Raw genomic sequence first — 22,826 nt, 5'->3', positions numbered from 1 at the left:
CACCCGCATGGCCCGGCACGAGCGAACTGCGCCCGACCGCCTGCCTACTCCCCGGACTTGCCGCCCTTGCCACCGTCCTTCGCCTTCGCGGCGCGCTGTTCGCGATGCCAGGCGTCGTCCAGCTCGCGCAGGTGGCGCAGCTTCTCGGCGATCTTGCCTTCCAGCCCGCGCGGCACCGGCTGGTACCAGCCCTGCGCCTTGAGGTCGTCCGGGAAGTAATGCTCGCCGGCGGCGTAAGCCTCGGGCTCGTCGTGCGCGTAGCGGTAGGCGTGGCCGTAACCCAGCTCCTTCATCAGCCGGGTCGGCGCATTGCGCAGGTGCACCGGCACCGCGCGCGACTTGTCCTTGGCAACGAAGGCGCGCGCCGCGTTGTAGGCGTTGTAGCCGGCGTTGGACTTGGGCGCGACCGCCAGGTAGATCAGCGCCTGGCCCAGCGCCAGTTCGCCCTCGGGCGAGCCCAGCCGCTCGTAGGTCTCGGCTGCGTCCAGCGTGATGCGCGCGGCGCGCGGATCGGCCAGGCCGATATCCTCCCACGCCATGCGCACGATGCGGCGCGCCAGGTAGCGCGGGTCGGCGCCGCCGTCGATCATGCGGCAGAACCAGTACAGCGCGGCGTCGGGATCCGAGCCACGCACCGACTTATGCAGCGCGCTGATCTGGTCGTAGAAGGCATCGCCGCCCTTGTCGAAGCGACGCAGGTTCTCCGACAGGGCACTGCCCAGCAGCGCGGTGTCGATCTGCGCGGCGCCGGCCGTGCGCGCGGCGCGCGCGACGATCTCGATGTTGTTCAGCAGCTTGCGCCCGTCGCCGTCGGCGGAGGCGACGATCAGCTGCAGCGCCTCATCCTGCCAGCCGATGCCGCCCAGTTCCTCGGAGGCGCGCAGCGCCAGCTGGGTCAGCTCGGCATCGTCCAGGCTCTTGAGCACGTAGACCGCCGCGCGCGACAGCAAGGCGCCGTTGACCTCGAACGACGGGTTCTCGGTGGTGGCACCGATAAACGTGAACAACCCGCTTTCCACATGCGGCAGGAACGCGTCCTGCTGGCTCTTGTTGAAGCGGTGCACCTCGTCGACGAACACCAGCGTGCGCCGGCCATGGGCGCGGAACTGCTCGGCGCGCTCGACCGCCTCGCGGATGTCCTTGACCCCCGACAGCACCGCCGACAGCGCGATGAATTCGGCGTCGAACGCGTCGGCCATCAGCCGCGCCAGCGTGGTCTTGCCCACCCCGGGCGGTCCCCACAGGATCATCGAATGCGGCTCGCCCGACTCGAACGCCACGCGCAGCGGCTTGCCCGCGCCGAGCAGGTGCTGCTGCCCGATCACCTCGTCGATGGTGCGCGGGCGCAGGCGCTCCGCCAGCGGTTGCCGGGAACGGTCGGGAGATTCGGAAAACAGCGTGTCCGCCACGGTAGTCAGGCCCTGTCAGTGCGCAAGATGCAGAACGCCACAGTGTAGACCATCGGCACCGGCGCGATTGCGCGCGCTCAGGCGGCAAACGCCACCACGTCCTCGATCTCGACGCGGATGCCGATGCGCTCGCCCACGGCGTGGTTGTGGTGCGAGGGCACCAGCGCCAGCACGCGGCCACCGCTGGCCAGGCGCAGCGTGTACAGGATCTCGGCGCCGCGGAAGGCCTTGTGCACCACCTCGGCACGCATCGGGCTGGCGTCGTCGTGGATGATGTCGTCGGGACGCACCAGCACGTCGACCGCCGCGCCGGCCGGCAGGTCCAACGGCACGGCCGGGCGCAGCAGGCCCAGTTCCAGCTCGATCTGCGCGGTATCGCGCACGCGCCCCGCCATCAGCACGCCCTGGCCGATAAAGCCGGCGACAAAGCGCGACGCCGGACGGTGGTACAGGTCGTGCGCGCTGCCCCATTGCTCGATCACGCCGTCGTGCATCACGCCGATCTCGTCGGCCATGGCGAAGGCCTCGTGCTGGTCATGCGTGACCAGGATGGCGGTGGTGCCCTGCGCCTTCAGGATCGCGCGAACTTCCAGGCTCAGGCGTTCGCGCAGGTCGACGTCGAGGTTGGAGAACGGCTCGTCGAGCAGCAGCAGTTCCGGGCGCGGCGCCAGCGCGCGTGCCAGCGCGACGCGCTGCTGCTGGCCGCCGGACAGTTCGTGCGGGTACTGGCGGCCGGCGCCGTCCAGGCCCACCAGCTGCAACACCTCGTCCACCCGCGCCGCGCGCTCGGCCCGGCTGGCGCGGATCAGGCCGAAGCCGACGTTGGCAGCCACGTCCAGGTGCGGAAACAGCGCGTAGTCCTGGAACACCATGCCGATGCGGCGCTGCTCCGGCGCCAGCAGCGTGCCGGAAGAGGACACGGTCTGCCCGTCCAGCAAGATGCGTCCGTCCTGCAGCGGCTCGAAGCCCGCGATCGCGCGCAGCACCGTAGTCTTGCCGCAGCCGCTGGGCCCCAGCAGGCAGGCGATATGGCCGCGCGCCACCGAGAAAGACAGGCCCTTGACCACGGCATGGCGGCCGAAGGCGTGACGGATACGCTCCACCTCGATGACAGCCGGAGCGGGGACGGCCACATCCGGAGCATCGGCTCGGGTAGCCGGCCGGGTGCGGGCCTGGGTGCCGGGCAGGCGTGAATAGGAATCGGTTCGCATGTGCGCATTATAGGGACGTGCCGGCCCGTGCGGCCGGTGTCCGAGCTTCGTCCGGCGCGCCTACATCGCCGGCATTGCTAGAATGCGTCAGCCCGCACACCGCGCCGCCAGGCAAAGGTTCGGCGGGCGGCACTTTGCTCACCATTCCCGCGCATGCTCCTGTCCAGCCGCCGCCGCTTCCATCCCCTGACCCTGGCCACCGTGGCAATGGCGCTGCTGATTGCCGTGCCGGTTCTGGTGATCGCCTCGGCCGTGCTGCTGCCCGCCGGCGACACCTGGCGCCACCTGCTCGACACGGTGCTGGCCGAATATGTGCTCAATACCGTCTGGCTGCTATGCGGCGTGGCCGCGGGCGTGCTGCTGCTGGGCGTGACCACCGCGTGGCTGGTCTCGACCTACCGCTTTCCCGGCCATGCCGTGATGGAATGGGCGCTGGTGCTGCCGATGGCGATGCCGGCCTACGTGATCGCCTACGCCTACACCGACGCGCTGCAGTTCGCCGGCCCGGTGCAAGGCTGGCTGCGCGAGCTGACCGGCTGGCGCGCCCGCGACTACTGGTTTCCCGAAATCCGCTCGCTCGGCGGCGCGATCGCGCTGTTCTCGCTGGTGCTGTACCCGTACGTCTACCTGACCGCGCGCGCCGCCTTCCTGCAGCAGACCCAGAACACGCTCGAGGCCGCGCGCCTGCTCGGCCATGGCGCCTGGAGCCGGCTCTGGCGCGTGGTGCTGCCGCTGGCACGACCGGGCATCGTCGCCGGCACCGCGCTGGCGATGATGGAAACGCTGGCGGACTTCGGCACCGTCGCCTATTTCGCCATCCCGACTTTCTCCACCGGCATCTACCGCGCCTGGTTCTCGCTGGGCGACAAGAACGCCGCGGCGCAGCTGTCGGCCTGCATGCTGCTGTTCGTCGCCGCGATCCTGCTGATGGAGCGCGCCAGCCGCGGCCGCGCGCAGGTGTTCGGCAACCAGCGCCGCGCCGCGGCCTGGACGCTGGACGGCGCGCAAGGCTGGCTAGCGCTGGCGGCATGCCTGGTGCCGGTGCTGCTGGGCTTCGTGGTGCCCGCGCTGATGCTGTGCCGCATGGCCTTTACCGATGGCGACGCACAGTTTGGCCCGCGCTTTGTCGGCCTGGTGCGCAACAGCTTCCTGCTGGCCAGCGCCACCGCGCTGGCGGCGGTGGCGGTCGCGCTGGCGGTTGGCTATGCCGCGCGCGCCGTCAACGGCAAGCGCAGCTGGCTGATGCGCGGCCTGACCCGGGTCTGCGGCATGGGCTATGCGCTGCCGGGCTCCGTCATCGCGGTGGGCGTGCTGGTGCCGGTGGCGCGGCTGGACAATGCGCTGTCGGCCTGGCTGCAGCAGCAGTTCGGGGTCTCGGTGGGGCTGCTGCTGACCGGCGGCATCGCGGCGCTGGTCTATGCGCTGCTGGTACGCTTCCTGGGCGTGGCGCTGCAGACCGTCAATGCCGGGCTGGGCAAGATCACGCCCAGCATGGACGCCGCCGCGCGCAGCCTGGGCCACGGCCCCGGCGCCACGCTGCGGCGCGTGCATTTGCCGATGCTGCGCGGCAGCCTGCTGACCGCCGCGCTGATCGTCTTTGTCGACGTAATGAAGGAATTGCCGGCGACCTTCGTGATGCGGCCGTTCAATTTCGACACGCTGGCGGTGCAGGCCTACAACCTGGCCGCCGACGAACGCCTGACCGAGGCCGCCACCGCCTCGCTGGTGATCGTCGCGGTCGGGCTGCTGCCGGTGATCGTGCTGTCGCGCACGATCCGCCGCCAGGCGCAGCACTGAGCCGCCCCGGTCTCGCTAAAGTCGCGCGCGTCCCGCGCCGATAGCCTCTTATGGCCCGGCATCCGCCCGGGCGCGACCCGCGGCATGCCCGCCGCGCAAGAGCCTATGCTGCGATATCACATCCTGCTGTTCAAGTTGAACCGGCTCAGCCGCAACAAGCTGAGCGGCGTGGAAGAAGTCTCGCTGGCCGGACAGCTGGCCGAGATGATCGGCGCGGCCGACGCCGCCGCGCGCGTGATCGACGACCTGTTCGACCACGCCAACCCGCAGGTACGCCGCATCGCCCTCAATGCGATCCGCCGCGCGCGGCAATTCTCGGCACCCGCGCTGCAGCCCGCGCTGGTGCGCCGCATGGCCGATGCCGAGGCGGCGGTGCGCCACGATGCCGTGTGGATCGTGCAGGAAACCCGCATGGACGGCGCCGAACTGCGCGCCGCGCTGCGCCGCCTGGCCGGCAAGGTGCAACTGCCATGGGATGCCGAGCGCGCCCGCGCCAACCCGGGCGATACCGCGCTGGCGGCACAGGTGCGGGCACGCATGGCGCTGGACAAGCTGCTGGAGAAGAGCGCCGCGGAGCGCAACCAGGCGCTGGCGGCAATGGCGCTGGGCTCGACCTCGGACCAGCCCTATGCCGAAGGCACGGTCGGCCACAAGGGACTGCTGCATCGGGCGCTGGTGCGGCGGCAGGCGGGGCGCCGGCTCAACAGCAGCGTCAAGCTGACGTTCCGCAAGGTCGAACCGACGCAGGTGACGGGGAACAAGCGGTTCTTGCTGTGACCGCAAGGTCTGGCTGCCGACAACTCAGCAACCGCTGTTTGCTCCCTCTCCCGCGCGCGGGAGAGGTGAGAAAACCAGAGTCAAGCCATCCTTCGGCTTTACTTGAACCCCGCCCGATCCACCAGCTTCTGCGCCTGCGGCTGGTACTTGCCCAGCTCGGCCACGTTGATGGTGTCGGACTTGAACTCGCCCAGCGCTTCGAGCACGGGGTTGCTGACCTTCACGCCCTTCACCACCGGCCATTCGTTGTTGCCGTCGGCAAAGTAGCGCTGCGCCTCGTCGCTGGCCAGGTACTCCAGGAACTTGACCGCCGCATCCTTGTTGGGCGCGTGCTTGAGCATGCCGCCGCCGGAGACGTTCATGTGTACGCCCTGGCTCGACTGGTTGGGCCACACCACGCCCAGCTTGTCGGCCACGGCCTTGTCTTCGGGCTTGGTCGACTTCAGCAGCCGCGCGATGTAGTAGGTGTTGGCGATGGCCACGTCGCACTCGCCCGCGGCAACGGCCTTGAGTTGGTCGGTGTCGCCGCCCTTGGGCACGCGTGCCAGGTTGGCGGCCACGCCGCGCGCCCATTGCTCGGTGCGGGCCTCGCCGTCGTGGGCGATCAGGCTGGAAATCAGCGACAGGTTGTAGACATGGCCGCTGGAACGCGTGCAGACCTTGCCCTTCCACTTGGGATCGGCCAGGTCTTCATAGCTGGCGATGTCGCCGGCCTTGACCGCGGCCTTGTTGTAGGCGATCACGCGGCCGCGGGCCGAGAAGCCGAACCACTCGCCATTGGGATCGCGGTAGTTGGACGGGATGCGCGACTCCAGCACCTTGGACTTCACCGGCGCGAACACGCCGGCCTGCTGGGCGCGCCACAGGCGCCCGATATCCACCGTGATGAACACGTCCGCCGGGCTGTTGGCGCCTTCGTTGCGGATGCGCTCCAGCAGCGGATCTTCCTGGCCTTCGATGCGGTTGATCTTGATGCCGGTCTGCTTGGTGAAGTTGGCGTACAGCGCCTCGTCGGTCTGGTAGTGCCGTGCGGTGTAGAGGTTGAGCACCTTTTCCTGGGCCGCCGCGGCAAGCGGCAGCGTCAGCAGGGCCAGTGCCGCGGCGCGCGGCAGCAAGGTTCGGATGGTGGTTTTCACGCGGTTGGCTCCCCAGCATGGTTTGGGCAGCCGCCGGGCACCCCCAAGGCCGCCCGGTGTTTGGATTCCGGTTAGCGGAAAACAATATTGATTCTTGTTCAGGCGGTCAAATTACATTTCTGTCATGTTTGACGGCGCTTGCGCCGGGTCAAGGTGACCCGTCAACTCCGGGATGAACGCGGCCTCAGCCGCGCCGCACCCACACCACCTTGCCGGCCTTGATCCCCAGCGTGCGCCGCTGCGGGTTGTAGTCCATGGTGCCGGGGAACTGCTGGCCGTCGCGTTCGCCCAGGCGCCACGTGCAGCCTTGCAGCAGGCCGATGGCTTCGGCCTCGGGCTTGCCGACCAGTGCGTCGTCGGCCAGCTTGTCCGCGGCGCAGCCGGCCGTCGTGCCGAGCGAGCCTTGCGGGCCCGGCGCCGGTGCCGGCGCTGCCGGCTCCGTCGGCGCGGCCGCGCAGCCGGCCAGCAACGCGCCGCCCGCGGCCAGCCACAGCAGTTGATGGGTGCGGCTGCGCATGGTGGCAAGCATCGCGATCATGGGGGCTCCTGTCAGGGTTGGCGAGTCAGAGGATTCTGGGACACATGGCCCATATAGGGTTCAGGCCGCACTGAGCGGCGCCGGCGATGCCTCAGCCCCTGGCGCGCTTGGCCAGGGTCTTCATCGCATCGGCCGGCAACGGGCCATGGCAGGTGCGCTCGCCGCCGGCCTCGCTGACCACCAGCCATACCTGGCCTGGCTGGTCCTTCGGGTGCAGCAGCCAGGCCGGGCCGCGCGCGTTGCTGCTCGGCGGCAGGTCTTCCAGCACGCCGGTGCTGGCCGATTGCAGCATCACCGCGCATTCGTTGGCCGGCACGCGGGTGGCCGAGAGAAAGGCCGGATTGCCGACCACCTCCGGCAACGCCGAGTCCGGCGCGCGCAGGAAGGCGTCGACATCGAACTTGCTGGCGCCGCCGCCGCTGCTGGCGCATGCCGCCAGCGCCAGCACGCCGGCGCAGGCCAGCACCATCCGGCCAGGACGACGATAGGTTGCGTCAGCGGGTGCCGACCCTTCGCGCGCATCGATCATGGCGGCCCTCATTGCTTCATCACGTCGGCGCCCTTGGGCACCGTGAACCGGAACGCATCGGCCGCCAGCGGCGGGTTTTTCTGCATGCCGGTGAAGGTCAGCAGCGTGGTGTTGCCGAACGCGTCGCGCAGTTCCATGGCTTCGAGATTGCCGGCCTTGAAGCCGATGCCGATGCGCTCGAACTGCGTGTCCTTGGCCTTGGGCGTCAGCTCCAGCCATTCCACGCCGTCGCGCGTCGGCCCGTTCCTGACCACGAAGTTCTTATCGAGGTCGTTGCTGCCGAACAGGATCGCCGCCGGGCTGGAACCCAGCGCGCCGTCGAGCTTGCGCTCGGTGACCTGGTTCAGGTCCTTGTCATAGATGTACAGGGTCTGGCCGTCGGCCTGCAGCAGCTGCTCGTAGGGCTTGGTATAGCGCCAGGTGAACTTGCCCGGACGCGAGAACACGAAGGTGCCGCTGGAGGTGCCGGTCACCTTGACGTTGGCGCCCTGCCCCTTGACCTGGCGCTGCGTGAATTCGCCGCGCGCGCTCTTCACGCCGGTAACAAAGCTCTGCAGCTGGTCGGTGGCGGCGGCGTGGGCCGGCGCCTGCAGCGCAAACATCGCCAGCGCGGCGCACGCCGACACGAGGATGCGGTTTGGCATGGTTGGGGTCCTGGTAGTTGTAGGGTTGGTGCTGCGCCCCGCCGTATCGCATACGGGCCTGGCGCGTGCGACCTGTCCTTTAGAGGCGCCGTCAGCGCGGGGATTCCGCGCACCGCGCGCCGCCGGGTAACGGGATATTACGAGGCCCGCGCGAGCGGCGCTCAGTCATCTTCGCGCGCGGCGCCCCCACCCTGCACCAGGATGTCGCGGTTGCCGTTGCCCGACATGGCCGAGACCAGTCCGGCCTTCTCCATATCCTCGAGCAGCCGCGCGGCGCGGTTGTAGCCGATGCGCAGATGGCGCTGCACCAGCGAGATCGACGCGCGCCGGTTCTTCAGCACCACCTCGACCGCCTGGTCGTACAGCGGATCGGCTTCGCCGCCGCCACCGCCGATGCCGGCGCCGCCGCCGAAACCGTCGCCACCGCCGCCGTCATCGGTCAGCCCGCCTTCGAGGATGCCCTCGATGTAGTTGGCCTCTCCCGACTCCTTGAGCTTTTCCACCACCCGGTGGACTTCGTCGTCCGAGACGAAGGCGCCGTGCACGCGCACCGGCAGGCCGGTGCCCGGCGCCAGGTAGAGCATGTCGCCCATGCCCAGCAGCGTCTCGGCGCCCTGCTGGTCGAGGATGGTGCGCGAATCGATCTTGCTGCTGACCTGGAACGCGATCCGGGTCGGCACGTTGGCCTTGATCAGGCCGGTGATCACGTCCACCGACGGGCGCTGCGTGGCCAGCACCAGGTGCAGGCCGGCCGCGCGCGCCTTCTGTGCGATCCGTGCGATCAGTTCTTCCACCTTCTTGCCGACCACCATCATCAGGTCGGCCAGCTCGTCGATGACGATGACGATGGTGGGCAGCTTTTCCAGCGGCTCCGGTGCGTCCGGGGTCAGGCTGAACGGGTTCGGGATCTTCTCTTCCTTCGCCGCGGCCTCGTCGATCTTCTTGTTGTAGCCGGCCAGGTTGCGCACGCCCAGCTTGCTCATCAGCTTGTAGCGGCGCTCCATCTCGCCGACGGCCCAGTTCAGCGCGTTGCCGGCCTGGCGCATGTCGGTCACCACCGGGCACAGCAGGTGCGGAATGCCCTCGTAGACGCTCATTTCAAGCATCTTCGGGTCGATCAGGATCAGACGCACGCTTTCGGGCTTGGCCTTGTACAGCAGCGACAGGATCATCGCATTGATGCCCACCGACTTGCCCGAGCCGGTGGTGCCCGCCACCATGCAGTGCGGCATGCGCGCCAGGTCGGCCACCATCGGCTTGCCGGCAATGTCCTTGCCCAGCGCCATGGTCAGGCTGGAGGCGCTCTCGTTGTAGACCTGCGAGCCCAGGATTTCCGACAGGCGCACGGTCTGGCGTTTCGGGTTGGGCAGCTCCAGCCCCATGTAGTTCTTGCCCGGGATGGTCTCGACCACGCGGATCGACACCAGCGACAGCGAACGCGCCAGGTCGCGCGCCAGGTTCACCACCTGGCTGCCCTTGACCCCGGTGGCGGGCTCGATCTCGTAGCGGGTGATGACCGGGCCCGGGTAGGCCGCCACCACCTTGACCTCGACGCCGAAGTCCTTGAGCTTTTTCTCGATCAGGCGCGAAGTGAACTCCAGCGTCTCGGCGCTGACGGTTTCCTGGTGCGGCGGGATCGGATCCAGCAGCGACAGCGGCGGCAGGTCCGAATCCTGGATATCGGCGAACAACGGCTGCTGCTTCTCGCGCTCGACGCGCTCGTGCTTGGGCACCGCCTGCGGGCGCACGATCTGCACCGGCGCCGCCTCTTCGATGCGCACGCGCTGCACTTCGACGGTTTCCTTGCGCTCGGTCTTGGCGGCCTCGCCGATGATGCGGTCCTGCTTGCTCTCGCGGCGGGCCTTGAAGCCCAGGAACAGGGTCTCGACAAAGCCGCCGATCTGCTCGGCCACGCTCAGCCACGAGAAATGGAAGAACAGCGACAGCCCGATCGCCAGCAGCAGCATCAGCAGCAGGGTCGCGCCGGTGAAGCCCAGCGCCACCTGCAGCCAGCCGCCGAGCAGGTCGCCCAGCACCCCGCCGGGTGCGCGCGGCAGCGCGGCGCGCAGCGGATACATGCGGATCGCCTCCAGGCCCATGCTGGAGAACAGGGTCAGCACGAAGCCGATCCAGCTGACGGTCACGCCCTGGCGGTGCAGGCCGTGGTCGGTGCGTTCGGGCAGCTCGGCGGTCAGCGTGCGCCAGCCGCGCCAGCAGCGGCGCACCAGCAGCACCGCCAGCCAGTAGGCGGAAAAGCCGAAGATGAAGAACAGCACATCCGCCACCCAGGCGCCGACGCGGCCGCCCAGGTTATGGATATCGGCCACCTGGTTGGCATGGGACCAGCCGGGATCGGTCTTGCTGTAGCTGGCCAGCACGCACAGGAAACCCAGCGTGACGGCCAGCAGCAGGAACCAGCGGACTTCGCCCAGCAGTTTGCCGATGCGGGATGGCAAGGCTGAGGGATCGGTGCGGGTGGTCGTGGTAGCTCGGGCCATGCCTGGTTGAAACTCGCGTGTTAGGGGATTCCGGATCGGTTTCGGACCGATGCCGCCGGCGGCCGGCGTTCTTTCGCCGGGTGACGGACAGGCATCGTGGCGGCCATTTTAACGTGGCCCGAGACTATCGCACCCATTGGAATTTGCAACAGTGAGCAAATGCGGCTCCTCTTATAATGTCGCTTTCGAGCAATGCCGGTGGGCATCATGCCGCACCGGCCACAGGAACGCATCATGGCAAAACACGCAAAAGTGCTGATTCTCGGTTCCGGTCCCGCCGGCTACACCGCCGCGGTCTACGCGGCCCGCGCCAACCTGGAGCCGGTGCTGATCACCGGCCTGGCACAGGGCGGCCAGCTGATGACCACCACCGACGTCGAGAACTGGCCGGGCGATGCCAAGGGCGTCCAGGGCCCCGAACTGATGCAGCGCCTGCTGGCGCATGCCGAGGAATTCAAGACCGAAATCATCTTCGATCACATCCATACCGCGAAGCTGGTGGACGACAAGGGCCAGCCGGCCCGCCCCTTCACGCTGATCGGCGACGCCGGCGAGTACACCTGCGACGCGCTGATCATCGCCACCGGCGCCTCGGCACAGTACCTGGGCCTGCCGTCGGAAGAATCGTTCATGGGCCGCGGCGTGTCGGCCTGCGCCACCTGCGACGGCTTCTTCTACAAGAACCAGGAAGTGGCCGTGGTCGGCGGCGGCAATACCGCCGTGGAAGAAGCGCTGTACCTGTCGCATATCGCCAGCAAGGTCACCGTGATCCACCGCCGCGACAGCTTCCGCGCCGAGCCGATCCTGGTCGACCGCCTGCTGCAGCGTGAAAAGGAAGGCCGCGTGGTGATCCGCTACGACAGCGTGCTGGACGAAGTGCTGGGCGACGACTCCGGCGTGACCGGCATCCGCGTGCGCGGCACCAAGACCGGCCAGACCGAAGACCTGAAGCTGGCCGGCGTGTTCATCGCCATCGGCCACAAGCCCAACACCGACCTGTTCACCGGCCAGCTGGCCATGGAAAACGGCTACCTGGTGACCAAGTCGGGCCTGCAGGGCGATGCCACCGCCACCAGCGTGCCGGGCGTGTTCGCCGCGGGCGACGTGCAGGACCACGTCTACCGCCAGGCCATCACCAGCGCCGGCACCGGCTGCATGGCCGCGCTGGACGCCCAACGCTTTGTCGAAGCCCTGAAGTAAACAACCCCTGCGCCGGCGGCCATCACCGCCGGTGCGTCACACGGGCGCGGGCCCGCCCGCGGCCCCGCCAGTCGATATAATCGGCGCCGAGCCTCCGGAGATTTTTTTCAATGACGCACGGCGCCCGCAAACCCGACCGACCGCCCCAACGCCTCGGCCTGAACGACCTTGCCAGGCTGCGCGACACCCTCAAGGCCGACACCGAGCGCCGCGAAGCCGAGCGCGTCGCCGCCGAGCAGGCAGCCGAGCGCGCCCGCGCCGAAGCCGATGTGTTCCGCGCCAGCGTGGGCCAGGTCAGCCAGCTGCGCGACCGCAACCGCGCCCACCACCCCCCCAGCAAGCCCGCACCCGTGCCGGTGCAGTCGCAGCGCAACGACCAGGCGGTGCTGCAGGCGTCGCTGTCGGACGAGTTCGATGTCGAAAGCCTGCTCGAGACCGACGAGACGCTGTCGTTCCGCCGGCCCGGCATCGGCATGGACGTGGTGCGCAAGCTGCGCCGCGGCGAATGGGTGCCGCAGGACAAGGTCGACCTGCACGGCCTGCGCAGCGACGAGGCGCGCGAGGCGCTGGCCGAGTTCCTGCGCCGTTCGGTGCGCAACGGCGTGCGCTGCGTGCGCGTGATCCACGGCAAGGGCCTGGGCTCGCCCGACAAGCTGCCGGTGCTCAAGGGCAAGGTGCGCAGCTGGCTGGTGCAGAAGGAGGAAGTGCTGGCCTTCGTGCAGGCGCGCGAAGCCGAAGGCGGCGCCGGCGCGCTGATGGTGCTGCTGCGCCAGCCGCGCGCCTGACGCCGCGTCCCGGATGCACGTTCCGCTCGAATTGCTGATGGGGCGGCTGCCCCTGATCCTCCACATCATGGAGGTGATCGGCGTGCTGGCCTTCGCGGTCTCGGGGGTGGTCGATGCCCGCAAGCAGCGCCTGGACGTGGTCGGCACCTTCGTGGTGGCCTTTGCCACAGCCTTCGGCGGCGGCACCGTGCGCGACGTGCTGCTCGACCGGCGCCCGTTCTACTGGGTCGACCATGAAGGCTATGTGCTGCTGATCTTCGTGATGTCGTTCGGCGCGTCGTTCGTGCTGCGCGTGGTCAGCCGGGTGGCTTCGGACCGGGCCATGATCGTGGCCGACGCCATCGGCCTGGGGCTGTTCTCGGTGACCGGCGCCTCGCTGGCGCTGGTGGCGCAGATGACGCCGACCGTGGCGGTCATGATGGGCATCATCTCGGCGGTGTTCGGCGGCGTGGTGCGCGACGTGCTGTGCAATGAAGTGCCGATGATCCTGCGCGACCGCTCGCCCTATGCCACCTGCTCGTTCATCGGCTGCTGGATCTATATCGGCCTGACCTGGGTCGAGGTGCAGCAGGAGGCGGCGCTGCTGACCGGCGCGCTGGCGATCATCGCCATGCGCCTGGCCTCGGTGCGCTATGGCTGGAAGCTGCCCAGCTGAGCGGCGGCTAAGGCGGACCCACCAATGAAAACGCCGCCCTGCAGGGCGGCGTGTCGCTGCGCTGGCCGAACCGGCCGATGGCTCAGACGGCGGCTTCGTCCTGCTCGCCGGTGCGGATGCGGATCACACGCTCGATCTCGGTGACGAAGATCTTGCCGTCGCCGATCTTGCCGGTGTGGGCGGCCTTGACGATGGCGTCCAGCACGGTGTCCAGCTGGTTCTCGGCCACCACCACTTCAATCTTGATCTTGGGCAGGAAGTCGACCACGTACTCGGCGCCGCGGTACAGCTCGGTATGCCCTTTCTGGCGGCCAAATCCCTTTACTTCGGTCACCGTCAGCCCGGTCACGCCGACGTCAGCCAGGGCTTCACGCACCTCGTCGAGCTTGAACGGTTTGATGATGGCGGTAATCTGCTTCATGACTGGCCCCTGTTTATCGTTTGTTCACGCCGCCCGGCGGCGCATCGCCGCGGACGCGGCGCTCTCCGGAGGGCATTTTAACAGCCCTTGGGCGCTTGCATTTCCGCCACGCCCGCTGCCGGCGCCGCTGCTGCGTGGGGTGGCGCGCATCCGCCGTCGTCCGCGCCTGTGGATAACCCTGTGGGCAGCCACTGGAGAACCTGTGCGCAAACCGGCACTCCCGCGCCATGTCCCTCGGGCCAGGCCCTCAGTCCGGCACCTTTTCCAGATCCGCCAGCCACACCACCGATTCCGAATCGCTGGGCGCGCGCCAGTCGCCGCGCGGCGACAGCGAGCCACCCGAGCCCACCTTGGGCGCATTCGGCACGCATGATCGCTTGAACTGGCTGGTGCGGAAGAAGCGGTCCAGGAAGATGGCCAGGTTGCGCTTGATGTCGGGCAGGCCGTACTGGTTGCGCACGACGTGCGGGCCGTTGGGCCAGATGCCGCGCTCGCGGTCGCCCCAGGCATGCTGCGCCAGGAAGGCGATCTTGGACGGGGCAAAGCCGAAGCGCAGCGTGTAGTAGAGGTTGAAGTCCTGCAGCTCGTACGGGCCGATGGTGCTCTCGGTCTTCTGTTCCGGACCGTGGTTGCTGTCGCCGGGGATCAGCTCGGGGCTGATGTCGGTGTCGAGCACCGCCAGCAGCACGTCCGAGCCGCCCTCGCCCACCTGCCCGGTCTCTGCGACCCAGCGCACCAAGTGCGAGATCAGCGTCTTGGGCACGCTGGCGTTGACGTTGTAGTGCGACATGTGGTCGCCCACGCCATAGGTGCACCAGCCCAGCGCCAGCTCGCTCAGGTCGCCGGTGCCGATGACGATGGCATGGTTGTAGTTGGCCAGCCGGAACAAGTGGTTGGTGCGCTCGCCCGCCTGCACGTTCTCGAAGGTTACGTCGTAGACCTTCTCGCCGGCGGCATAGGGATGGCCCAGGTCCTTCAGCATCGCCAGGCACGACGGCCGGATATCGATCTCGGTCGCGCTGCAGCCCACCACCTGCATCAGCTGGCGCGCCTGCTGCAGCGTGCGCCCGCTGGTGGCAAAGCCGGGCATGGTGTACGCGAGGATATTGGCGCGCGGCAGGCCCAGCCGGTCCATCGCCTTGGCGCAGACCAGCAGCGCGTGGGTGGAATCGAGCCCGCCCGAGACGCCGATCACCACCTTGCTGATCTTGCTTGCCGACAGCCGCTGCACCAGCGCCTGCACCTGGATGTTGTAGACCTCCATGCAGCGTTCGTCGCGCTGGCGCGGATCGGCCGGCACGTACGGGAAGCGCGCCACGTTGCGCTCCAGCGGCAGCGACTTTTCCAGGGTCAGGTCGAGCGGGAAGCGCACCACGCGGAAGCGCTCCACCTCGTCCTTGTGCCGGCGCACCGAGTCGCCGAAGGTGACCTGGTGCATGCGCTCGCGCGACAGCCGTTCGACGTCGATATCGGCGAACAGCAGGTGCGAGGTGTCGGCAAAGCGCTCGGACTCGGCCAGCAGCTCGCCGTTCTCGCAGATCAGCGCCTGGCCGTCCCAGGCCAGGTCGGTGGACGACTCGCCCTTGCCGGCCGAGGTGTACAGGTAGGCTGCCAGGCAGCGCGCCGATTGCTGCGACACCAGCTGGTGCCGGTAGCCGGACTTGCCCACCACGATATTCGATGCCGACAGGTTGACCAGCACCGTGGCCCCGGCCAGCGCCGCGAACGACGACGGCGGGATCGGCACCCATACGTCCTCGCAGATTTCGGCGTGGAAGCGGAAGTCGGGGATGTCCTCGAGCTCGAACAGCAGGCCGGCGCCGAACGGCACCTGCTGGCCCAGCAGTTCGATCGAATCGACCGCGGCGTTGTCGGCGGCGCTGAACTGGCGTGCCTCGTAGAACTCCCAGTAGTTGGGCAGGTAGGTCTTGGGCACCACGCCCTGGATGCGCCCGCGCGCCACCACCACGGCGCAGTTGAACAGCTGGTGCTCGACCCGCAGCGGCATCCCCACCACCATTGCCGCCGGCAGCTTGCGTGAGGCCTCGACGATGGTGGCCAGCGCCGCCTGGCAGGCATCCAGCAGCGCGCGCTGGTGGAACAGGTCGTCGCAGGTGTAGGCCGACAGCCCCAGTTCCGGGAACGCGACCAGCACGGCGCCGCGCTGCGCCGCCTGCGTCGCCAGGGCAATGGTCTCGTTGGCGTTGAAGGCCGGGTCGGCCACGCGGCAGACCGGCACGCCCACCGCGACGCGCGCAAAGCCGTGCGAATACAGGTTGAAAAACAGGTTTTTCATATCGGGCCTTGGTGTTGGGAGTCGTGCGGTGGGCCGTTGAACCAGCCGCAAGCGTGCGGGTCGTCCGCAGCATCCGTGGATGCCTGGGAAAGCACTATTGACCAGGAGGCTCCATTTTACGACGCCGGCCCTGGGGCGGGGTTTCCGGTAGACTCGACCGGTCCACAGAGGGAACTGGTGCAATGCAGTCTGAATCAAGCGTGCCCGGACAGGGCCAGCCGGCACGGCAAACGCGCAGCGAAGCGGGCGACGCCGCCCCGGAATACCGTACCGAGATCGTCTCCGACCTGGGCCAGGTCGATGCCGCCGCCTGGGACGCCCTGGTGGCCCGTCATGCCGACGCCACGCCCTTCCTCAAGCATGCCTTCCTGCACGCGCTGCACGCCAGCGGCAGCGCCTGCCCGGATACCGGATGGCATCCGCGCTTCCTCACGTTATGGGCGCCGCCCGCGGCGGGCCGTCCGCAACGGCTGGCCGCCGCCATGCCGCTGTACGCCAAGGCGCATTCCTATGGCGAGTATGTCTTCGACTGGGCCTGGGCCGACGCCTATGCGCGCAACGGCATCGAGTACTACCCCAAGTGGCTGGCGGCGATTCCGTTCACCCCGGTGCGCGGCGCGCGGCTGCTGGCCGAAGACGCCGAGGCGCGCCGGCTGCTGCTGCAGGTGGCGCTGGCGCTGGCCGCCGACAGCCAGATGTCGTCGCTGCACATCCTGTTTCCGGACGAGGCCGAAGCCGCGCTGATGGCGCAGGCCGGCATGCTGATGCGGCACGGCGTGCAGTTCCACTGGACCAATGAAAACTACGGCGGCTTCGACGACTTCCTCGCCACGCTGTCGCAGAAGAAGCGCAAGAACATCCGCGCCGAGCGCCGGCAGGTGGCCCAGGCGGGCATCAGCTTCCGCCGGCTGCGCGGCGCGGAGATCGACGACGAGGCGTGGAAGTTCTTCAACCGCTGCTATCGCCAGACCTACCGCGAGCACCATTCCACGCCTTACCTGAACCTGGATTTCTTCCGCCGCATCGGCGCCGCGATGCCGCAGCACCTGCTGCTGGTGATCGCCGAGCGCGCGGGCCAGCCTATCGCCAGCTCGCTGCTGGTCTATGACGCTGCGCCGGAAGTCAGCACGCTCTACGGGCGCTACTGGGGCGCGCTGGAATACCACCCGTGCCTGCATTTCGAGACCGCGTACTACCAGCCGCTCGAGTTCTGCATCGAGCACGGCATCGGCACCTTCGAAGGCGGCGCGCAGGGCGAGCACAAGATGGCACGCGGCTTCCTGCCGGTGGCCACGCGCTCGGCCCACTGGCTGGCGCACCCGGCCTTTGCCGATGCGGTCGAGCGCTTCCTCGCACGCGAGCGCCAGGGTATCGACGCCTACCTGGACGAGCTGGGCGAGCGCAACCCGTTCGCGCGTGCCTGACGCCTGCGTCGCTCAGCGCCACATGCGCCGCAGCGTGTCGTCGCCCAGCATGTAGTGATGGAACAGCGATGCCATCGCATGCAGGCCAATGATCAGGTAGAACGCGGTGCCGAGGGTTTCGTGGAGCTCTTTGACGCTGTCCTTCAGCGCCGGGTCGGGCGCGACCAGTGCCGGCACTTCGATGCCGAGCGCAGGCAGCGCCAGCAGATGGCCGCCGGCATTCATCGCCAGCAGGCCAAGCAGCGGCTGGGCCAGGATGAACAGGTACAGCAGCCAGTGCATGGCCGCGCCGGCCAGTTGCATCCAGCGCGCGCCCGGCTCCGGCGCCGGGGCGCCGCGCACCAGCCGCCACAGCAGCCGCGGTACCGCCAGCACCAGTACCAGCGCGCCGGCCCATTCATGCACCGCCATGGCCAGCGCGCGCGGCGGCGTGCCCCTGGCTAAGCTGCCCTTCAGCTCGATCGCGGCATAGGCCAGTGCCACCAGCACGAACACCGCCCAATGGAAGGACACCGCCAGCCGGTCATAGCGGCGCGACGATGGCAGGGTCTGCGGCAACGGCTGGATTTCGGTGATGGGATGCATGGGGACTCCTCTTGTTTGTACCCGCCTAGCGTAGCCCAGGCCACTTTGCCGGGTGCTAACGCGCATCAAGCGCTCGGCAATAAAAAACCCCGCCGGAGCGGGGTCTGTTCAGCGGGCGTTCAGCTTACTTCTTGTAGTTGGCCACGCCGTCGGTGATTTCCTTGTGGGCTTCCTCGATGCCGGCCCAGCCTTCCACCTTGACCCACTTGCCGGCTTCCAGTGCCTTGTAGTGCTCAAAGAAGTGCTTGATCTGGTCCAGCAGGTTTTGCGGCACGTCGGACAGGCCCTTCATGTAGGCGGTGGCCGGCGACAGCTTGTCGACCGGCACGGCGACCAGCTTGGCGTCGACGCCGGACTCGTCGGTCATCTTCAGCATGCCGAGTGCGCGGCAACGCACCACGGCGCCGGCCAGGATCGGGAACGGCGACAGCACCAGCACGTCGACCGGGTCGCCATCGCCCGACAGGGTCTGCGGGATGTAGCCATAGTTGGCCGGGTAACGCATGCCGGTGCCGATGAAGCGGTCGACGAACAGCAGGCCGGTTTCCTTGTCGGCCTCGTACTTCACCGGATCGCTCTGGGCCGAGATCTCGATGATGACGTTGAAATCGTTGGGGATGTCCTTGCCCGGGGATACGAGGTTGAAGCTCATGCGGTTCTCCAGATGCCTGCGCTGTGTTGTCGGATGGCGGGCATTATAGCGGCTCGCGCCTGACCGGTTGCTGACAAGCCGTCGCCGGTCCTGGCTTCGCCAGCCCGCTGCAACGCGTTGCAGCGACGCCGGCGTCGGCGATAATGGCGCATTCTTCAGCCGACACTGAATAGCCGCAGCCCCTGCGCTGCCTAACGCTGCCCTAACGCTGCCCCTATGCTGCCCCGGAGCCACCCATGCACGCCCAGCACTTCGTCGCCAACCGCCTGATCGCGCCCGACAATGGCCTGCGCATCAAGGTTTTCGATCCCTCCAACGGCGAGCCCTTCGCCGAGATTGCGCGCGGCAACGCCACCGATATCAACGTCGCCGTCCATGCGGCACGCCAGGCCGCCGACGGCGCCTGGGGCCAGATGGCCCCGGCCGAGCGGGTGCGCCTGCTCAACCGCGTCGCCGTGGCGCTGATCGCCCATGAAGAGCAACTCGGCGCGCTCGAGGCCCGCGACACCGGCAAGCCGCTGCGCCAGGCCCGCGCCGACGCGCGCGCGGTGGCGCGCTACTTCGAGTTCTACGCCGGCGCGGTCGACAAGCTGCACGGCCAGACCATTCCCTACAACCCCGGCTACACCGTGCTGACGGTGCGCGAGCCGCACGGCGTGACCGGCCACATCATCCCGTGGAACTACCCGCTGCAGATCTTCGGGCGCAGCGTCGGCGCGGCCCTGGCAGCCGGCAACGCCTGCGTGGTCAAGCCGGCCGAGGACGCCTGCCTGTCGCTGCTGCGCGTGGCCGAGATCGCCGCCGAGGCCGGCCTGCCCGAAGGCGCGCTCAATATCATCACCGGCTACGGCCACGAGGCCGGCGCCGCGCTGGCGCGCCATCCGGGCATCAACCACATCTCGTTCACCGGCTCGCCGCAGACCGGCAAGCTGGTGTCGCAGCTTGCCGCCGAGAACCACGTGCCGGTCACGCTGGAACTGGGCGGCAAGTCGCCGCAGATCGTGTTCGCCGATGCCGACCTTGACGCGGTGGTGCCGGTGGTGGTCAACGGCATCGTGCAGAACGCCGGCCAGACCTGCTCGGCCGGCAGCCGCCTGCTGGTGGAGCGCCCGGTCTACGACCTGCTGCTGGACCGGCTCGCATCGGTGTTCGAATCGCTGCGCGTGGGCCCGTCCGAGCTCGACCTGGAATGCGGCCCGCTGATCAGCCGCAAGCAGCAGCAGCGCGTGTGGGATTTCGTCTCGGACGCGCAGCACGCCGGCGTGGCGGTGATGGCGCAGGGCCAGATCGTGGCCGAGGCCCCGGAGGCCGGCTACTACCAGGTGCCGATGCTGTTCCGCGACGTGCCGCCCGCGCACCGGCTGGCGCAGGAAGAGGTGTTCGGCCCGCTGCTGGCGGCGATGCCGTTCGACACCGAGGCCGAAGCCATCGCGCTGGCCAACGGCACGCCCTACGGGCTGGTCGCCGGGGTCTGGACCCGCGACGGCGGGCGCCAGCTGCGCCTCGCGCACAAGCTGCGCGCGGGCCAGGTCTTCATCAACAACTACGGCGCCGGCGGCGGCGTGGAGCTGCCCTTCGGCGGCAGCGGCCAGTCCGGCTACGGCCGCGAAAAGGGCTTCGAGGCCCTGTACGGATTCACCACCCTGAAAACCATCGCCATTCAACATGGGTAACATCAATTTCCTGTCGGTCGCCTTCGCCATCTTCTTTTTCTGGATGGCCTGGCATGTGCGGAACAAGCGCGCCACCAATCCTTCCGGCATGCCGCGGCTGCAGGTGTTCAAGCGCAAGTGGGGCGACGTGGTCGGCGACCGCGTGCACTGGTGCCTGTATGTCGCGCTGCCGTTCCTGCTGGCGCTGATGATGGTGGCGAATGCCCTGAGGGGGCGCGGGCCGTTTTCGCACTAGTCCCGCCCTGCACCGAACATCACCAAAACACTGAGGAGACAAGCCATGAGACTGGCCAACAAGGTAGCGATCGTCACCGGCGGCGGTTCCGGCTTCGGCGAAGGCATTGCCCATACCTTTGCGCGCGAAGGCGCCAACGTGGTGGTGGCCGACCTGCGCGAGGAAGCCGCCGAGCGCGTCGCCGCGGCGATCCGAGATGCCGGCGGGCGCGCCCGCGCGGTGCGCGCCGATGTCTCGCGCGAAGCCGACACCGAGGCCATGCGCGAAGCCGCCCTTGCCGTCTTCGGCGATGTGCATATCGTGGTCAACAACGCCGGCACCACGCATCGCAACAAGCCGATCCTGGAAGTCACCGAAGACGAGTTCGACCGCGTCTACGCCGTCAACGTCAAGAGCATCTACTGGTCGGCGCGCGCGTTCGTGCCGCATTTCCGCCGGCGCGGCGGCGGCGTGTTCGTCAATATCGCTTCCACCGCCGGCATCCGGCCACGGCCGGGGCTGGTCTGGTACAACGGCAGCAAGGGCGCGGTGATCACGGCGAGCAAGGCCATGGCCGCGGAGCTGGGCCCCGACAATATCCGCGTCAACTGCGTCAACCCGGTGATCGGCGCCACCGCGCTGCTCGAGGAATTCATGGGCATGCCCGACACGCCCGAGAACCGCGCACGCTTCCTCGCCACCATCCCGATGGGGCGCATGTCGACGCCGCAGGACGTGGCCAACGCCTGCCTGTACCTGGCTTCGGACGAAGCCGCCTTCATCACCGGCACCTGCATCGAAGTGGACGGCGGCCGCTGCGTCTGAAGCCGCGCGCCGGTCCTGCTTCCCCAGTCGTACGGTAGCTGCAAGAACGCGTCATACAGAAACGCCAATTCCTCAGGAGACAGCATGACAACGACCGCAGTGAACCCCGGCGTCGGCGACGCCGCCTTTGAAGACGCCACCTATCGCAAGGTCAGCTGGCGCCTGGTGCCCTTCCTGCTGCTGTGCTACGTGGTGGCCTACCTGGACCGCGTCAACGTGGGCTTCGCCAAGCTGCAGATGCTGAACGACCTGCAGTTCAGCGAGACCGTCTACGGCCTCGGCGCCGGCATCTTCTTCATCGGCTACTTCCTGTTCGAAGTGCCGAGCAACGTGATCCTGCACAAGGTGGGCGCGCGCATCTGGATCGCGCGCATCATGATCACCTGGGGCGCGATCTCGGCGGCGATGATGTTCGTCACCACGCCGACCATGTTCTACGTGCTGCGCTTCCTGCTCGGCATTGCCGAGGCCGGCTTCTTCCCGGGCATCATCCTGTACCTGACCTACTGGTACCCGGCCAACCGGCGCGGGCGCACCACCACCTTCTTCATGACCGCGATCGCGCTGTCGGGCGTGATCGGCGGGCCGCTGTCGGGCTGGATCATGCAGTCCTTCGACGGCCACAACGGCTGGGCCGGCTGGCAGTGGATGTTCCTGCTGGAAGGCATTCCATCGATCCTGGTGGGCCTGTGGGTGCTGGCCTACCTGGATGACCGCATCGCCCACGCCAAATGGCTGTCGGCCGATGAGAAGGCGCTGCTGGAGCGCAATATCGCCAGCGAGAACGCGCACAAGGAAGACCCGCCGATCCGCACCGTGTTTGCCAGCCCGCGCGTCTGGCTGATGAGCGCGATCTACTTCTGCTTCGTGATGGGCCTGTACGGCGTCAGCTTCTGGCTGCCGACCATCATCAAGCAGACCGGCGTCAAGGGCGCGCTCGATATCGGCCTGCTGACCGCGATCCCCTATGGCTGCGCGGTGATCGGCATGGTGCTGGTGGCCTACAGCGCCGACCGCAGCGGCGAGCGCCGCTGGCATATCGCGGTGCCGGCGCTGGCCGGCGCTGTCGGGCTGCTGTTGTCGGTGCAATGGCACGGCGACACCACGCTGGCGATGGTGGCGCTGACGCTGGCGACGATCGGCATCCTGACCACGCTGCCGCTGTTCTGGAGCCTGCCCACGGCGTTCCTGGCCGGCACCGGCGCGGCCGCGGGTATTGCGCTGATCAATTCGCTCGGCAACCTCGCCGGCTTTCTCAGCCCGTACGCGGTGGGCTGGCTCAAGGACCTGACCCACAGCACCGATTCCGGCATGTACCTGCTGGCCGCATGCCTGGTGGTCGGCGCGGCGCTGACGCTGTCGGTACCGAAGCGGCTGGTAAGCCGGAAGTGAAGTCGCGCGCGCGCCGCTTGCCGGCGCGAATGCGCCGTCGGCTGACGCGGATGTAGGACCACGCCCGGCAGTGTCGCCTATTCCTGGGCCCTAGCATGGAAAAGAGACACCCGGAGTGATCCCGACGGGGTCCTCCGGGCATCTGATTCCCAAGCTTGCCAAGGA

Annotated in this window: 21 protein-coding genes; 10 read left to right on the top strand and 11 right to left on the bottom strand. The window is 68.3% G+C overall.

Going from position 1 to position 22,826, the window contains the following annotated elements; genetic code table 11:
• Positions 1–44: 44 nt before the first annotated feature.
• Positions 45–1,409 (bottom strand): replication-associated recombination protein A, encoded by a 1,365-nt coding sequence (locus U9J39_RS14395; RefSeq protein ID WP_326347349.1) that lies wholly within the window; start codon positions 1,407–1,409, stop codon positions 45–47.
• A 77-nt stretch (positions 1,410–1,486) separates the two neighbouring features.
• Positions 1,487–2,620, bottom strand: coding sequence for an ABC transporter ATP-binding protein (locus U9J39_RS14390; RefSeq protein WP_116312264.1), 1,134 nt, complete (start codon positions 2,618–2,620; stop codon positions 1,487–1,489).
• Positions 2,621–2,773: 153 nt separating this feature from the next.
• Here U9J39_RS14390 and U9J39_RS14385 point away from each other — a divergent pair, with 153 nt between their 5' ends.
• Entirely contained in the window at positions 2,774–4,417 is a 1,644-nt protein-coding gene (locus U9J39_RS14385) for an ABC transporter permease (RefSeq protein ID WP_115708556.1), read from the top strand.
• Positions 4,418–4,522: 105 nt separating this feature from the next.
• Positions 4,523–5,194, top strand: coding sequence for a hypothetical protein (locus U9J39_RS14380; RefSeq protein WP_115708554.1), 672 nt, complete (start codon positions 4,523–4,525; stop codon positions 5,192–5,194).
• Positions 5,195–5,292: 98 nt separating this feature from the next.
• Here the strand turns inward: U9J39_RS14380 and U9J39_RS14375 are convergent, their stop codons facing one another.
• From U9J39_RS14375 to U9J39_RS14355, 5 genes are all read right to left on the bottom strand, one after another.
• On the bottom strand, positions 5,293–6,330 hold the full coding sequence (locus U9J39_RS14375) for a Fe(3+) ABC transporter substrate-binding protein (protein ID WP_115708552.1): 1,038 nt from the start codon (positions 6,328–6,330) through the stop codon (positions 5,293–5,295).
• Between the two features lie 184 nt (positions 6,331–6,514).
• A complete protein-coding gene (locus tag U9J39_RS14370) occupies positions 6,515–6,868 on the bottom strand; it encodes a hypothetical protein (protein WP_115708550.1) in 354 nt (117 codons plus the stop codon).
• Positions 6,869–6,959: 91 nt separating this feature from the next.
• Positions 6,960–7,337, bottom strand: coding sequence for a hypothetical protein (locus tag U9J39_RS14365; RefSeq protein WP_240991288.1), 378 nt, complete (start codon positions 7,335–7,337; stop codon positions 6,960–6,962).
• Positions 7,338–7,405: 68 nt separating this feature from the next.
• Complete coding sequence (lolA, locus tag U9J39_RS14360) at positions 7,406–8,041, bottom strand: outer membrane lipoprotein chaperone LolA (RefSeq protein ID WP_115708546.1); 636 nt, start codon at positions 8,039–8,041, stop codon at positions 7,406–7,408.
• 161 nt (positions 8,042–8,202) lie between these two features.
• On the bottom strand, positions 8,203–10,539 hold the full coding sequence (locus U9J39_RS14355) for a DNA translocase FtsK (protein ID WP_326347348.1): 2,337 nt from the start codon (positions 10,537–10,539) through the stop codon (positions 8,203–8,205).
• A gap of 234 nt (positions 10,540–10,773) precedes the next feature.
• Between U9J39_RS14355 and trxB the strand changes: the two genes are divergently transcribed.
• From trxB to U9J39_RS14340, 3 genes are all read left to right on the top strand, one after another.
• Positions 10,774–11,739, top strand: a complete 966-nt coding sequence (gene trxB / locus U9J39_RS14350; protein ID WP_115681404.1) for a thioredoxin-disulfide reductase — start codon at positions 10,774–10,776, stop codon at positions 11,737–11,739.
• Between the two features lie 110 nt (positions 11,740–11,849).
• Complete coding sequence (locus U9J39_RS14345; protein WP_115708543.1) at positions 11,850–12,524, top strand: Smr/MutS family protein; 675 nt, start codon at positions 11,850–11,852, stop codon at positions 12,522–12,524.
• A 13-nt stretch (positions 12,525–12,537) separates the two neighbouring features.
• Positions 12,538–13,179, top strand: coding sequence for a trimeric intracellular cation channel family protein (locus U9J39_RS14340; RefSeq protein WP_115679673.1), 642 nt, complete (start codon positions 12,538–12,540; stop codon positions 13,177–13,179).
• Between the two features lie 82 nt (positions 13,180–13,261).
• Here U9J39_RS14340 and glnK read toward each other — a convergent pair whose 3' ends face one another.
• A complete protein-coding gene (gene glnK, locus U9J39_RS14335; RefSeq protein ID WP_006162803.1) occupies positions 13,262–13,600 on the bottom strand; it encodes a P-II family nitrogen regulator in 339 nt (112 codons plus the stop codon).
• A 247-nt stretch (positions 13,601–13,847) separates the two neighbouring features.
• Positions 13,848–15,896, bottom strand: coding sequence for an NAD(+) synthase (locus tag U9J39_RS14330; protein ID WP_326347347.1), 2,049 nt, complete (start codon positions 15,894–15,896; stop codon positions 13,848–13,850).
• Between the two features lie 182 nt (positions 15,897–16,078).
• Here U9J39_RS14330 and U9J39_RS14325 point away from each other — a divergent pair, with 182 nt between their 5' ends.
• Positions 16,079–17,320, top strand: coding sequence for a GNAT family N-acetyltransferase (locus U9J39_RS14325; protein ID WP_326347346.1), 1,242 nt, complete (start codon positions 16,079–16,081; stop codon positions 17,318–17,320).
• Positions 17,321–17,332: 12 nt separating this feature from the next.
• Here the strand turns inward: U9J39_RS14325 and U9J39_RS14320 are convergent, their stop codons facing one another.
• Complete coding sequence (locus U9J39_RS14320) at positions 17,333–17,905, bottom strand: cytochrome b (RefSeq protein WP_326347345.1); 573 nt, start codon at positions 17,903–17,905, stop codon at positions 17,333–17,335.
• A 124-nt stretch (positions 17,906–18,029) separates the two neighbouring features.
• Positions 18,030–18,557 (bottom strand): inorganic diphosphatase, encoded by a 528-nt coding sequence (gene ppa / locus U9J39_RS14315; protein ID WP_012352043.1) that lies wholly within the window; start codon positions 18,555–18,557, stop codon positions 18,030–18,032.
• 236 nt (positions 18,558–18,793) lie between these two features.
• Here ppa and U9J39_RS14310 point away from each other — a divergent pair, with 236 nt between their 5' ends.
• From U9J39_RS14310 to U9J39_RS14295, 4 genes are all read left to right on the top strand, one after another.
• Positions 18,794–20,230 carry an aldehyde dehydrogenase family protein gene (locus tag U9J39_RS14310; RefSeq protein WP_115708533.1) on the top strand — a complete coding sequence of 479 codons (1,437 nt, stop codon included), beginning with the start codon at positions 18,794–18,796 and terminating at the stop codon, positions 20,228–20,230.
• Positions 20,223–20,465, top strand: a complete 243-nt coding sequence (locus tag U9J39_RS14305) for a hypothetical protein (protein WP_010813008.1) — start codon at positions 20,223–20,225, stop codon at positions 20,463–20,465. The genes U9J39_RS14310 and U9J39_RS14305 overlap by 8 nt, the downstream gene beginning before the upstream one ends.
• Positions 20,466–20,510: 45 nt before the next feature.
• Positions 20,511–21,269 carry an SDR family oxidoreductase gene (locus U9J39_RS14300; protein ID WP_115708531.1) on the top strand — a complete coding sequence of 253 codons (759 nt, stop codon included), beginning with the start codon at positions 20,511–20,513 and terminating at the stop codon, positions 21,267–21,269.
• Positions 21,270–21,353: 84 nt separating this feature from the next.
• Positions 21,354–22,661, top strand: a complete 1,308-nt coding sequence (locus tag U9J39_RS14295) for an MFS transporter (protein WP_116312257.1) — start codon at positions 21,354–21,356, stop codon at positions 22,659–22,661.
• Positions 22,662–22,826 lie beyond the last annotated feature (165 nt).

The organism is Cupriavidus sp. SS-3 (genome assembly GCF_035818815.1).
Taxonomy (GTDB): Bacteria; Pseudomonadota; Gammaproteobacteria; order Burkholderiales; family Burkholderiaceae; genus Cupriavidus; species Cupriavidus taiwanensis_C.
Note: the sequence above shows the minus strand (reverse complement) of the source record. Positions and strands in the feature narration are given on the sequence as shown.